Annotated in this window: 9 protein-coding genes; 6 read left to right on the top strand and 3 right to left on the bottom strand. The window is 69.8% G+C overall.

The genetic code is table 11. The features are described from left to right. Nucleotides 1–418: 418 nt before the first annotated feature. Complete coding sequence (locus ACSHXC_RS00185) at nt 419–3,202, bottom strand: BTAD domain-containing putative transcriptional regulator (RefSeq protein ID WP_438289537.1); 2,784 nt, start codon at nt 3,200–3,202, stop codon at nt 419–421. 150 nt (nt 3,203–3,352) lie between these two features. On the opposite strand from ACSHXC_RS00185, the gene ACSHXC_RS00180 reads away from it, so the two are divergent. Genes ACSHXC_RS00180 through ACSHXC_RS00165 form a run of 4 tightly spaced genes read left to right on the top strand, consistent with a single transcriptional unit; the run spans nt 3,353 to nt 8,679 of the window. Beyond that, complete coding sequence (locus ACSHXC_RS00180; RefSeq protein WP_438289536.1) at nt 3,353–4,657, top strand: APC family permease; 1,305 nt, start codon at nt 3,353–3,355, stop codon at nt 4,655–4,657. A 10-nt stretch (nt 4,658–4,667) separates the two neighbouring features. Further along, nucleotides 4,668–6,281 (top strand): tyrosine 2,3-aminomutase, encoded by a 1,614-nt coding sequence (gene cmdF, locus ACSHXC_RS00175; protein WP_438289535.1) that lies wholly within the window; start codon nt 4,668–4,670, stop codon nt 6,279–6,281. Nucleotides 6,282–6,321: 40 nt separating this feature from the next. Next, nucleotides 6,322–7,317 (top strand): phosphotriesterase family protein, encoded by a 996-nt coding sequence (locus tag ACSHXC_RS00170; protein WP_438289534.1) that lies wholly within the window; start codon nt 6,322–6,324, stop codon nt 7,315–7,317. A gap of 3 nt (nt 7,318–7,320) precedes the next feature. Then, entirely contained in the window at nt 7,321–8,679 is a 1,359-nt protein-coding gene (locus ACSHXC_RS00165) for an MFS transporter (RefSeq protein WP_438289533.1), read from the top strand. Between the two features lie 437 nt (nt 8,680–9,116). On the opposite strand, the gene ACSHXC_RS00160 is transcribed toward ACSHXC_RS00165, so the two are convergent. Beyond that, nucleotides 9,117–11,168, bottom strand: coding sequence for a DEAD/DEAH box helicase family protein (locus ACSHXC_RS00160; protein WP_438289532.1), 2,052 nt, complete (start codon nt 11,166–11,168; stop codon nt 9,117–9,119). On the opposite strand from ACSHXC_RS00160, the gene ACSHXC_RS00155 reads away from it, so the two are divergent. Both ACSHXC_RS00155 and ACSHXC_RS00150 read left to right on the top strand, forming a co-directional pair. Next, nucleotides 11,054–11,848, top strand: a complete 795-nt coding sequence (locus ACSHXC_RS00155; protein ID WP_438297089.1) for a DUF6292 family protein — start codon at nt 11,054–11,056, stop codon at nt 11,846–11,848. The genes ACSHXC_RS00160 and ACSHXC_RS00155 overlap by 115 nt on opposite strands. Nucleotides 11,849–12,020: 172 nt before the next feature. Then, entirely contained in the window at nt 12,021–12,773 is a 753-nt protein-coding gene (locus tag ACSHXC_RS00150) for a DUF4145 domain-containing protein (protein ID WP_438289531.1), read from the top strand. Nucleotides 12,774–12,831: 58 nt separating this feature from the next. Here the strand turns inward: ACSHXC_RS00150 and ACSHXC_RS00145 are convergent, their stop codons facing one another. Beyond that, a complete protein-coding gene (locus tag ACSHXC_RS00145) occupies nt 12,832–13,209 on the bottom strand; it encodes a DUF6193 family natural product biosynthesis protein (RefSeq protein ID WP_438289530.1) in 378 nt (125 codons plus the stop codon). Between the last annotated feature and the right edge of the window lie 307 nt (nt 13,210–13,516).

Below are 13,516 nucleotides of genomic sequence, written 5' to 3'. Positions count from 1 at the left end.
TCCCGGCGTACTACCGCCACGACCCGCCGTCAACAAACCACCGCTAGCTGCGTCCGATAAGGCCTTGGCCAACAAGTCACTGACCAAGCGCTTTGATGCCCTATGGCTGGACCTGCTCCTCATTCCGGCACCAATCATCATCGTGCTGTCTCAGACAGGAATGCTGGGGGAGTAGGGCGACAAGGGCACCGACGCCGCACCAAGAAAGCAGTGGACAACCGCCCTGCCATGGGGAAGCTTCAGGACGGCCATCGCGGTGAACGGTATAAGGACGGCCGCAGAGCTGACGCCTGCAGGAGTCCCCCGGTCCCACCCTTCCCACCCCGCAGGCCCTGGACCTCGCCAGGGCCTGCGATGGGTCCTGTCGCCTACGCTGAGCGTCACCCCATGTACCGGCGGCTGGTCACCGAGGCCGGGTTCAGGCGTCCGGCAGGCCCAGGTACGAGCGCAGCTGGTGGGCCTCGGGTGAGTTGAGGCCCGTGAAGATGTCCAAGGCCTGCTGCCAGTACAGTCTGGCCTCCCGCGGTGCGCCACGGGAGCGATGGGCCTGACCGAGCACGGTGAGCGCGCGCCCTTCCAGCGGGAGGAAACCGGCGGACCGGGCCGCGGTCACCGCATCGTGGACCCGGTCGAGGGCCTCGGTGACCTGGCCTTCATGGAGATGGGTGGCGGCGAGGCCGATCGCGGCCTGGACCTCGCTCTGACGGAAGCCGGCCTTGTGGGACATGTCCCACGAGGCGCGGTGATGGCGCAGCGCCGCATCGGTGTCGCCCAGGGCGCGATAGGCGTCGCCAAGGTTGTTGAGCGCGATGGCCTCGCTCGCCCGGGCGCCCGTCTCCCGGTGCAGGGCCTTGGCTCTGAGGTGGTGGTCGATGGCGAGGGTGAGTCGCCCCTGTTCGGCATGGACCATGCCGAGATTGCCGAGGGTGATGGCCTCGCCCTCGCGCCAGTCGAAGCGGCGGTGGATGCGCAGTGCCTTGGTCAAGTGCTCAAGAGCTTCGGGGTATTGGGCGAGCTGGCGGCAGGCGTGGCCCAGGCCGTGGTGCATGACGGCCTGGGCTCGTTCGTCGCCTGCGGTGCAGGCCGCGTGCAGCCCCGCGCGCGCGGCGGTCAGCCAGTCCGTGTACCGGCCGTGGAGCCAGAAGAAGCCGCGCAGGGCATCGGCCAGCTGCCAGGCGGCCTCCAACGGACCGTGCGCTGAGGTGTACTGGATTGAGGCGACGATGGACGGAGCCTCGGCTTCGAGCCAGGCACGGGCGTCGGCTTCTTTGGCGAAGACGGCTGGGCGGGCGGTGCTGCCCGCAGCGGTGGACGGCAGCCGCAGGAAACCCGGGAAGAGTTCGCGGACCGCCGCGTCGGCGTGGCGCAGGTACCAGTCGAGCAGCCGAGCCAGCGCCTCCTGCCGCTGCTCGGGGTTCTCCTCGGCATGGGCGCGCTCGCGTGCGTAGTCGTGCAGAAGGTCGTGCAGACCGTAGCGGCCGGGTGTCGGCCGGTGGACCAGGTGGGCGGAGAGGAGGGCGGCCAGGACAGATTCCCCGGTTTCCTCCGGCACTCCCCAGAGAGCCGCCGCCGCGTTCAGGGGGAAGTCGGGACCGGGTGCCAGGCCGAGCTTCCTGAAGGCGGCGCGGACCGCCGGGTCGAGCCCGGCGTAGGAGAGGTCGAAGGCGTCACGCAGAGTCGAGAGCGGTTCACCGGGCGGGGCCAGTCCCGACAGCGTGGTGTCGCCGCCCAGTTCCGCGACGAGGCGCCCGATGGTGTGGCTGGGTCGGGTGGCGAGCCGTCCGGCAGCGGTCCGCAGCGCAAGGGGAAGCCAGGCGCACAGCCGCGCGAGGTCGGCCGCCTCGGCGGGCTGTGACTCGACCCGGTCCGGGCCGACGATGCGTGAGAGGAGCGTCAACGCCGCATCAGGTTCGAGGAGTTGGAGACCGATCGGCACCGCGTCGTCGAAAGCCACCAGGTCGTGCAGATCCGTGCGGCTGGTGACGGCGACGGCGCAGTGGGGGCTGCCGGGCAGCAACGGGCGTATCTGCTCGGCGGACCGGGCGTTGTCGAGGATGATCAGGACCCGACGGTCGGCAAGGAGCGAGCGGTACAGGGCCGCCTGCTCGTCCCCGAGCACGGGGATCTGAGCCGAGGGGATCCCGAGCGCACGCAGAAACCGGACCAGCACCTCCGATGCCGTCAAAGGGGCATCGGTCGACCAGCCGCGCAGATCGGCGTACAGCTGACCGTCCGGGAACCGGGACGCGACCCCATGGGCCCAGTGCACGACCAGTGCCGTCTTGCCGACGCCAGCGGTACCGGAGACCACGGCGCAGCGTCCCGCGCCGCCGCCCAGCACGGCGTCCAGCCGCGCCAGGCTCTCCTCGCGGCCCGTGAAGTGCACGGTGTCCACCGTGAGTTGACGGGGAATCACCTGCGGCGGACCGAAGGCGGTGGACGCCGTCTCGAAGGAGCATGCCGGAGCGGCGAGTTCCGGGTCGGCGCGCAGCACCGCCATGGCCAGGCCCTGGAGTTCCGTACCCGGTTCGAGCCCGAACTCCTGCGCCAGTACTGTCTTGGCCCGCCGGTAGGCCGCGATGGCGTCACCGGGCCGGCCACTGCGGTACAGCGCGATGAGCAGCTGCGCGGTGAACCGCTCCCGGGTGGGGTGGTCGCAGGCCAGCTCGGTGAGTTCCCCGAGCAGTCTGTCGTGCCGCCCCAGTCGTAACTCCGCGTCCAGGCACCGTTCGTACGCGGTCATCCGGGACTCCGCCCACACCGTGCACAGCTGGCGGCGCACCCGGTCGTCGGCGAGCCCGGTCAGCATGTCCCCGCGCCACAGCCCGAGTGCCTGCCGCAGCAGCGCAGCCCCCGGTTCGTCGGGAACGTCCCTGGCCCGTTCGGTGAGGGCCCGGAACCGGAGGGCGTCGACGTCCGCGGGATCCACATGGAGGGCGTAGGCGGCGCCGTGCGTCCGCAGACTCACCCCCGGCGCGTCGGCGAGCAGACGGCGCAATCGGGAGATGTGCCCATGGAGGGAGTTGCGGGCGGTCGACGGTGGCTCGCCGTCCCACAGGAGGGACATGAGCCGTTCCACGCGCACCGGCCGGTTGGCCTCCAGGAGCAGGGCCGCGAGGGTCAGTTGTCGCAGTCGGGGCCCCACGTCGAGCACCCGCTCCTCGTCGCGGACTTCGAACGTCCCCAGCAGGCGGAACTCCACGCTGCAGCACCCCTCTCGCCGGCCTCGGCCGATCGGCCGGATGCCCAGTCAGCGACACATCATTGAGAAATAAGAGCGGGTTGGCAATATGGCTCAGGCCGACCGGGGAGCGCGCGGATCCCCGGCCACGAGGGGGGAGGGCGCACTGCCGTGCCGGACACCGAACTGCAGCGCACGTTGCGCATGACCGACGGAACGGTAATGGCGGTCGGCTCGGTTCTGGGCCCCAGTGTGCTGGTACTGCCCGCGCTCACCGCCCGTACGGCGGGCCCGGCCTCACTCGTGGCGTGGGGCGCCATGTCGGTCTTCGCGCTGGCGCTCGCGCTGGCACTGGGCAGGGCCGGAGCGAGGATCCCGCACGCGGGCGGCATCGTCGCCTACGCCGAGGCCGCGTTCGGGCCCCGGCTCACGGTACTGACCGGCTGGTGGCTCCTCGCGTCGGTGCCGTTCGCCGTGCCCGTCATCGCCCTGGTGGGCGCGAACTACATCACCGCGTACTACGGCCTGTCGCCGAGGTGGGCGGGGGCCATCGCGGCTGTGCTGCTTTTCGCTTCGTGCGCGCTCAACGCGCGTGGTCTGCGGCTCTCGGGCCGGGTCCAGACGTGGATCGTCGCACTGGTCGGCGCCGTGCTCGTGGGAGTGTCGTTCCTGGGCCTGAACCGGGTGGAGGCGGGCCGCTTCGAGCCGTTCCTGCCGCACGGCTGGAGCGCGGTGGGCACGGCGGCCCTGCTGATCTTCTGGTCGTACATCGGATTCGAGATGGTCGTGCACCTCGCGGAGGAGTTCCAGCACCCTTCGCGGGACCTGCCGTTGAGCATGGGCCTCGCCGCCGTCGTGCTGTCCCTCCTCTACTGCCTGTCCGCCGTGGTGATGGTCGGTACCGGCGTGTACGCCGACGCGTCCGGCCTCGCGCCCGCCAGTGTGCTGGCCGGCGATGCGCTTGGGTCCGTGGCCGGGGCCCTGACCGCGCTGTTCGCACTGTGCTGCTCCTTCGTGGCTGTGCACACGAACATCGCGGGCTTCTCCCGGCTCATGTACGCCCGGGCCAGGGACGGGAACCTGCCGGGGAGTCTGGCGAGGCTGCATCCCCGGCACGGCACCCCGGCCCGGGCCCTGGTGTGGCTCGCCACGGCGTTCGCGGCCGTCCTGCTCGGCGTCGCCATCGCCGACCCCGACCTTGAGGCTCTGATCGCCTGGCCCAGCGCGACGTTCGTCGCGGTCTATCTCGTCGGCGCGGCGGCGGCGTTCAAGATCCTGCCCGCCGGTGACATCGGCCGCATCGCCGCAGCCCTGACCGTCCTGGTCTGCCTGGCAATCCTGCCGTTCAGCTGGCCCGCCGTCCTCTACCCCGTGGGCGTGGCCGCACTGGGCGCTGTCGTCCCCCGCGGAGCCACCACGCCCGCACCCACTCCCGATTCCGATGCCGCATCCGTTGACGAACCCACTCAGCAATGAGGTGACACTGATGACCGCATTACCCGAGACCGTGGCGTTTGACGGGGAGAACCTCCGCATGGCCGACATCCGCAAGATCGCCGAGCAGCGCGTGCGCTGCGAGATCACGGACAAGGCCCTCGACAAGGCGGCCCGCGGCAGGGAGCTGTTCGAGGCGACCGTACGCGACGGCAACCCCGTCTACGGTGTCACCACCGGCTACGGCGAGATGATCTACATGCTCGTGGACACCGACAAGGAAGTCGAGCTGCAGACCAATCTCGTACGCAGTCACAGCGCCGGAGTGGGCCCCCTGTTCAGCGAGCGAGAGTCCCGGGCGATCCTCGCCACCCGTCTGAACGCTCTGGCCAAGGGTTATTCGGCGGTACGCCCCGAACTCCTCCAACGCCTGGCCCTCTACCTGACCGAGGGCATCACCCCGGCCATCCCCGAGATCGGTTCACTCGGGGCGAGCGGCGACCTCGCACCCCTCGCGCACCTGGCGTCCACCGTGATCGGCGAGGGATACGTCCTCAGGAACGGAGAGCGCGTCGAGACGGGCCCGGTGCTCCGCTCGCTGGGCATCGAGCCGTTGCGGCTGCGTTTCAAGGAGGGCCTCGCTCTCATCAACGGCACCTCGGCCATGACCGGCGTCGGCTGCCTGGTCGCCGGCCGCGCCCTGGACCAGGTGCGGCAGGCCGAGATCGCCACCGGGCTCGTGGTGGAGGTGCTGCGCTCGTCCGCAAGTCCCTTCCAGCCGGAAGGGCACGACCTGGCCCGGCCGCACCGGGGCCAGATGGAGACGGCGGCCAACCTCCGCGTACTGACCCGGGGGAGCAGGCTGCTGCGCGACCACTCGGAACTGCGGCGCGAGGCGCAGCAGAGCAAGCGGTCGGGCGATCAGGTCACGCGCACGGACGTCTACATCCAGAAGGCGTACTCGCTCCGCGCCATACCGCAGATCCTGGGAGCCGTGCGCGACACGCTCTACCACGCCCAGGAGAAGCTGGAGATCGAGCTCAACTCCGCCAACGACAACCCCCTGTTCTTCGGCGGCGACGGCATCGAGGAGGTGTTCCACGGCGCCAACTTCCACGGCCAGCCGATCGCCTTCGTGATGGACTACACGACGATCGCGCTCACCCAGCTCGGCGTGCTGTCCGAGCGACGCACCAACCGGCTCCTCAACCGTCATCTCAGCGACGGGCTGCCGGAGTTCCTCGTCGCGGGAGACCCCGGGCTCAACAGCGGCTTCGCCGGCGCGCAGTACCCGGCCACCGCCCTGGTCGCCGAGAACCGCACCATCGGCCCCGCGAGCACCCAGAGCGTGCCCTCCAACGGGGACAACCAGGACGTCGTAAGCATGGGCCTCATCTCCGCCCGCAACGCACGACGGGTGCTCGGCAACAATGAGCGGATCCTCGCCGTCGAACTCCTAGCCGCTGCCCAGGCCGTGGACATCAGCGGCCGCCGCGACGGACTGAGCCCGGTGGCCCGGGCAACGTACGACACCGTCCGTGACCATGTGCCGTTCCTCGACAAGGACCGCTGGATGAGCGACGACATCGAGAACGTGGCCGCCGCGCTCGGCCGTGCGGAATTCCTGTCGGCCGCCGCCGCACAGGCCGGATCTCCATTGCTGTAGCCCTCTGCCGGACGCCACGAGGACAAGGAGGAAGCGCAGCATGCCGGACGTCATGACCATTTCAGGGCCCGCCCCCGCGGCGAGCCTGGGCCCCACGCTTCCGCACGAGCACGTCTTCATCAACCTGCTGCGCGAGTACCGGGAGGTAGGGCTCCTGAACGACGAGGAGGAGATGCGGCAGGAGGTGACCGCCTTCGCCGCGGCGGGCGGCGGCACCCTCGTCGACGTCACCACCGGCGAACTCACCGAAGGGGCGGCCACCGACCCCCAGGGGCTGTTCACCGGACCCTCGGGCAACGGCAGTTCATCCGGCGGCAGCCGAACTCCCGCCAATGTGGCGGCACTTGTGCGCCTCGCCGAAGCCACCGGCGTACGCATAGTCCTGGGCACCGGGCACTACCGCGACCCCTATCTCGACCGCGCGTGGTTCGACCGGCACAGCGTCGCCGAGATCGGCGAGCTCATCGTCCGGGACCTGTGCGACGGAATCCCGGGCACGGACGTGCGCGCCGGAGTGATCGGCGAGGTGGGCAGCGACGGCTGGTACATCTCGGCCGCCGAGGAGCGATCGCTGCGGGCGGCCGCGCACGCCCAGCTCCGTACCGGGGTCGCCATCACCACGCACGCCGCCCGCTGGCCCGTCGGCCTACCGCAGCTGGAACTCCTCATCGGCGCCGGAGTCCCGCCCGAACGGATCATCATCGGTCACTGCGACAAGGTGAACCTGCCCGAATACCACCTGGAGCTGGCCCGCAGGGGCGCGTACGTGCAGTTCGACACGCTCCACGAGTGCGCGTCCCCGCGGGAGACCGAGAAGAGAGTCGGCCTGGTCCTGAAGCTGATCAGGGCCGGCCATCTCGACCGGATCCTTCTCTCCCACGACATCTGCGTCAGAACCCACCTCAAGGCGCAGGGAGGAGTGGGATTCGACTTCCTGCTCACGGGGTTCGTCGCGGCCCTCGCCGACGCTGGCCTGGAGGAGGACGAGATCCGCCAGCTCACCGAGACCAACCCCCAGCGCGCACTGTCCGGTTGAGAGATGCACCGGCCACGGTCACACACGAACAGGCGCCCCCGGCCACCCGCCGAGCAGACCGCGCTGCGCCAGGTCCTCGTCTCCAGCTACCTGAGCGGCATCATCGAGTGGTACGACTTCCTGCTGTACGGGACGGCCGCGGCCCTCGTCTTCGACAAACTGTTCTTCCCGCAGATGTCGTCCTTCGCAGGCACGCTCGCCTCCTTCGCCACCCTCGCCGTCGGCTATCTGGCCCGCCCCGTTGGCGGCCTGGTCTTCGGCCACTATGGCGACCGGGTGGGCCGCAAGCCGATGCTGATGGTGAGCATCGTGCTCATGGGCCTCTCCAGCGTGCTCATCGGGCTGCTGCCCGGCTACGCGGACATCGGCATCGCGGCACCCCTGCTGCTCGTCCTGCTACGGCTGGTCCAGGGCTTCGCGGTGGGCGGCGAATGGGGCGGCGCCGCCCTGCTGGCCATCGAGCACGCGAGGCCTTCCCGTCGGGGACTGTGGGGCGCGTTCGCACAGATGGGCGCGCCTTCCGGGCTCCTGCTGTCGTCATTGGTCCTCGCGGCGTTCAACACCCTGCCCGAGGCCGAGTTCCTGAGCTGGGGGTGGCGCGTCCCCTTCCTCCTCTCCGCCGTACTGATCGTGCTGGGCTACTGGATCCGGCGCGGCATGGCGGAGAGCCCAGTGTTCGCGCGGGCGCAGCGGTCCGCCGACACGGCACAGCGTCCGGTCCCGGTCCTGGAGACCCTTCGCCGGCAGCGCCGCGTCACCCTGCTCGCGATCGGCGTGAGCATCGGCCCCTTCGCCACCAACTCCATCCTCATCGCCTTCCTGCCCGCCCACGCCAAGGACATCGGCATCAGCAGGACCGTGGTGCTGACCGGCCTGATCCTGTCCTGCGGCGTGTCCCTGCTGACGCTGCCCGCATACGCGGCCCTCTCGGACCGGATCGGGCGCAGGCCGGTCTCCGTCGCGGGCGCCCTGCTGCTCGCCGCGAACTCCTTCCTGCTGTTCCCACTCGTCGACAGCCGCTCCCCGGCCCTGTTCGTGGTCGCCTTCGTCCTGAGCCTCTCGGTGTTCCATGCCGCGATGTACGGTCCGATGGCGGCGCTGCTCGCCGAACTGTTCCCGACGAACACCCGCTACACGGGCACCTCCCTCGGATACCAGACGGCCGCTGTCCTGGGCGGCAGCCTCGCCCCGCTGATCGCGACCTGGCTGGTGCACACCGGAGAGGGCGGGCGGAGCACCACAAGGGTGGCAGTCTTCATGGCAGCGACGTGCATGGTCAGCGCCTGGTGCGTGTACAGGGCAGGGGAGACGCGGCACCACGCGCTGGACACCGCTGCGGAGGACGGGGAACAGCTCAACTGACGGCTGCCCCACTGACGTGGACAGTGTCGGCGTGCGAGTCCACCCCGCCGACCACGGCCTGTTCAACAGTGTCCGCCTTGTCTGTTCCCGTCATGCTGGAGCTTCCTTCCGCACCGGAGGCGGCTCCGGCCGGATGGGGCGGACAGGACAGTGAGGGAGCCTCCGACCAGGCTATTGGGTCATGATCCACCCGGCCGGGACCTCACTGAACGGCCAGCAGCTCGCGCAGCACGCCGAGCTGGGGGTGGGACTGCGGCCTGACGCCACGACGGGGGCCGCCGCAGGCGCCGCTGATCCCGCCACATGCCAACCAGCCCAAAGCCCACTTCACTGGACCTACAGGCTCCGTGAGTTCCGTGGGTTCGGAGGCCCGCTACCCACGTCAACCGCCATGCAGTGTTGATGGGTCGTTGACGTGCGAGCCCGGTGGCGATGCGTTAAGGGGCTAGTGCGGCGCCTTGTTCACTCGTGTGGGGGTGGGCGGTGTGCCAGGCGTCCCAGACCTGTGTGCGGAGTCTGCCTCGTGGTGGGACATTCATGCCTTGTTCACGTGCCCAGGCCCGTACTGCCGTCGCGCTCGGCTCCGCGGCCCGAGGGTGTGGCTGGCGGGCGGCGGGGACAGGGGCGCAGGGTGGTGGGGCCGGCAGGCTGTCTGGGGTGGTTGTGGTGAAGCCGCGGAGGTCGAGGATGCGGCGGCGTTTGTGGTGCATGCGTTCCAGAAGAGGGACGTTCGCATCGAGGTAGTCGTGGGCCTCGACGTGGGATGTGCGTTCTTCGGTGTTGCGCATGATCCGGCCGACCTGCTGGATCACCCGTCCCCTGAACGAGATGGGGCTGGTGAGGAAGAGGGTGTCCAGGTGTGGGGCGTCGAAGCCTTCTCCCGCGAGTTTGTCGATCGCCAGCAGGACCAGTGGCCCGTCGTGCTTCTCGGTCAGGGCGGCACGTACTCGGGCGCGCTCGGCCGGGGGCATGCCGCCGTGCAGGACGAGCGGGGTGATCTGGTGCGGCCGGAGGGCCTCGGCGAGTTGGTGGAGGTGCTCGACGCGGTTGGTCAGCGCCAGGCTGTACCGGCCACGGCGTGAGGCGTCGGCGATGTCCGCGGCGATCAGCTGGTTACGGGCGTCGTGGCAGGCGAGTTCGTTGTAGATGGCTTGGATGGAGGCGCCGTCGGTGCCCGGCTCGTGGGTGGTGAAGGTGGTGGGGTGCACGATGAGGTGTTTGGCGAAGCTGCTGGTGTCGTCGATCTCGTGGCGGATCGGGCCGCACTGCATCGTGATCAGCGGGTCCATCTGGTCCGCCCGGTAGGGAGTCGCCGACAGTCCCACCCAGCGCGGAGCTTTCGCCCGGCGGATCGCGGCCTCGGCCCCCGGTGCGCCGACGGTGTGGCATTCGTCGACGATGACCAGTCCGTACCCGTCGAGCAGGCCGTCGGGAGCGTCGCGGTGGGACAGCGTCTGGAGCATGATCAGGTCGACGGCGTGGCCGCGACGGTCCTTGCCGCCCCCGAGCGAGCCGACCTGATGGTCGCCGAGGTCCAAGAACGCGGCCAGCCGCTCTTCCCACTGTGCCAGCAGCTCCGCCCGGTTCACGATCACCGCCGTCGGGGTGCCATGGCGGGCGATCAGGGCGCAGGCCATGACGGTCTTGCCGGAGCCGGGCGGCGCGACCAGTGTGCCCGCAGGATGCTGGGCTATCGCGTCCACGGCCTTCTGCTGGGTGGCGGTCAGCGTTGCCGTGAAGTGGGCGGTGAGCGGTGCCGGTTCGGGCAGATCGCTGGTGAGGGTGCCGCCGGCCGCTTGGATGAGCTGGGCGGCCTCGTCCGCCAGGCCGCGGGGCAGTGTCAGCCAGTCGGCATCGGATGCGTCGAAGCAGCAGACGAGGCGCGGGGTGTTGAAGGTGGAGAAGCGCTGGTTCTGCTTGCGGTAGAACTCCGGGTTGTGGAACGAGGCCGCGTGCTTGAGTGCGGCCAGCAGCTGTGGCGGCAGCCCGGCTGTGGAGATCGCCAGCATCGCCGAGAGCCGGGCCTCGACGCGCGCGGGTGCTGTGCCGAGCGCTTTGCGGCGGGGGCGATATCCCAGCTCGGGGGTGGTCGGGGACGGGCCGGCCTTGACCGGGCCGAGCTTGTCCACCAAAGCCTCGACGTCGGCTGGGGCCAGCCGCTCGGCGCGGGAGAGGTGAGCGAACTGGTCCGGATACGGCTGCCAAGTAGCAGGGTCCACGAAGACGGTGGTGCCGCCGGCGCGGCACGCACCCTGCAGCGGGAGCGCGATCGGGGCATCCGGCGCCGGTGAGTTCGGCCGGTGCCCGGGTGTTGTTGTGGGACGGGGAGCAGCCGGATGCTTTCTGCGCTGGCCTGCCTGTGCCCGCTCTCCCCGTGGCAGGCGACGGCCAGGATTTGTTGGACCGGCAGGAGGTCGCGGCGGAAGACGGAGTGGCGGTCGCGACGTGGGACGACTACCGCACCCGCCCGGAACTGGTCGGGCAGTCAATGGTCGTCGGGGGCGTTGAGCACTGGCCCCGGGCCGTACTCAGGGCTTTCAGGGAGGACCGGCCCGGGCGCGGCAGTTCTTCGACGGGGCGGCCGCGGGGCAGTGGCGACATGGTGCCCATTGACGAACTTCCTGTCCGGGCGGGGGAGTTGCTTGATGCGGAGCCAGCGGTCACGACGGCCACCGTCGTCGAGCAGCTCGGTGTCGCGTACGCCACCGCCCAGAAGGTTCTTGCCCGCCTGCGCGGTGAGCGGATCGCTGACCTCCTCGAGCAGGAGCCTGATCTGTCCCCCTCGGAGGCGGCTGGGCGGCTCGGCTATCCGGTCGGCGTCAGGCGTGCCGCCGTCGCGATGGCGGCCGCGGAGCTGAACGCCCGCCGGGTGCGCCCTTACTTGCAGCAGGTCGCTGACTTCCTCGCGGAGCATGGTCTTGCCCCAGCGCAGAGGGTGGAAGTTCAATACCTCGGCGATGACGTCCTGGCTGCCGCGGTCCTGCTGGGCTCAGGCTCGGCTGTGCCGGCGCTGGTGTGGGACGGGCGGTGCGGCTGGCGCACGGCCGTCAGTCGCCGTCACCCCATCGGAAAGGAGACGGACCGCCCGCAGGGTGCAGGAATCCGCTACTTGGCCAGCGGGCACCGCCCTGAACCGGCCGAGGTACTGGACGCTCTGACCGGCCGATGAGCACCCCTGGGGCGGTCGCGGCTGATTGGAGTGCCGCTTGGTCCTGGTGTGCGGGGCGGTGCCGCGGTGGCTCGGACAGTTTGGAGATTCCTCGTTGTCCCGGACGGGTCCCGGTGGCAAGTTCTAGTCTGGATAGTTCTACACCTTCCATGTAATCAAAGGACCTCAGTCCATGGTCAATCCGGCAGTTCTTGCCTTCGCTGCGCAACCGAATCCGCCCGGGCCGACCGACCGGCTGCCGGACTCCTCACATCAGTGGGGCATCTGCCCGCGCTGCGATCGCCAGAGCAATTTCAGCGTCGCGGCTACTCAGAACCTCACCTTCGACTATGCGCACTTCACCGTCCGTCGGGACGGGCCGCGCGAACCGCAGGTGAGCGAGCGGATTTGCGTACTGCTGTGCCAAGGATGCCGCCAGGGCGTCCTGGTAGTCGAAGAGATTGGTGCCAACGGGGTGCCCAAGCGGCTGGGCGGAACCAGTGGCACGATCACCTGGCACGGCCTGCACTGGTGGCCATCACCGGGCATGCAGGCCCTGGACCCCGATATTCCCGCCGGCATCGCCGACGCGGTCGCGGAAGGCACCCGATGCCTGGCCGCCCAGGCACCCCGGGCAGCTGCCGTTCTGTTCCGGGGAGCGCTCGCCCTGATCGTGGAAGACCGGGGCTCCGGAGCAGCGAAAGCCAAGAAGACTCTGTTCGCCCAGCTCAAGCAGATGGCCGTGGACAAAGACCTCGACTCGTCGCTCGCGGAACTCGCCGACCACGTCCGGGTGGTCGGCAATGCCAGCGCACACCCGGCCACACTGGATCCGGTGTCGCTGGAGGAAGCAGCCGAACTGGCAGAGTTCATTGGACACCTGCTGCGGTTCCTCTACGTCATGCCGGCGAGGGTCCAACGCAGCCGCGCCAAACGCCCCAAGTGACTCTGGTGCCGCACCGCTGGACCCTTCCATGAACGGAGGCGATGACTAACTTGGGCGGTTAGCCTTGCTGCTCTTGCTCGTTGAGGTCGTGCCGGTTGCCGACAATGGCGGGGCCGCAGTGGGGAGGCAAGCGATCGGTCACCATCGCCACGGCTGCCTCTGCGGTATTAGCCTCACCGACGTACTCCTGCCTCGACGGGCCCTCTACGACGAAGCCGCCGCCTAGACGCGGGGCTATGTAGGGGACGTCCCACGTGCACGGGTGTTCCGTGCAACGGCTGAAATGCAGTTCCCACATCCCCACCCAAGGGAAAAGCTGCCGCAGCCGGGGCTCGGCGAACGCGGCGCGAACCAGAGTTCGGTCCACGGGATCTGAAGTGAGGAGCCGTGCCCACTCGGCCTCGGTGATGTCTTCCGCCGTACTCATTGCGTCCATGGCCACGAGCTTGCCAGGCCCCTGCCTGACTGGGGTTGCAAGGAGCAGCAGTCTTGGTCTGGGGGCGGGGCGCAGCGGGTCCGGCCCCGCCTCTGCGCGTGCCGGTCCTCCGCTTCGCTGCGGACCGGACCGAGCGCTGCGCGCTCTCACGCGCTCCTGGGGGCGTTAGGCGGGCTCAGTGCGCTGCGCGCTGCCACCTCCCTTGCCCTTCGGCGCCGCGCGCCGCAGGGGAGACGGCGGCACCGGGCCCGGGTTTCGTCGGGTTGGCGGGGATCGTGTCCCGCGAAGGACACCGTTGGCGAATTCG

It is taken from the genome of Streptomyces sp. HUAS TT7, from assembly GCF_051550175.1.
In the GTDB taxonomy this organism is placed as follows: domain Bacteria; phylum Actinomycetota; class Actinomycetes; order Streptomycetales; family Streptomycetaceae; genus Streptomyces.
Note: the sequence above shows the minus strand (reverse complement) of the source record. Positions and strands in the feature narration are given on the sequence as shown.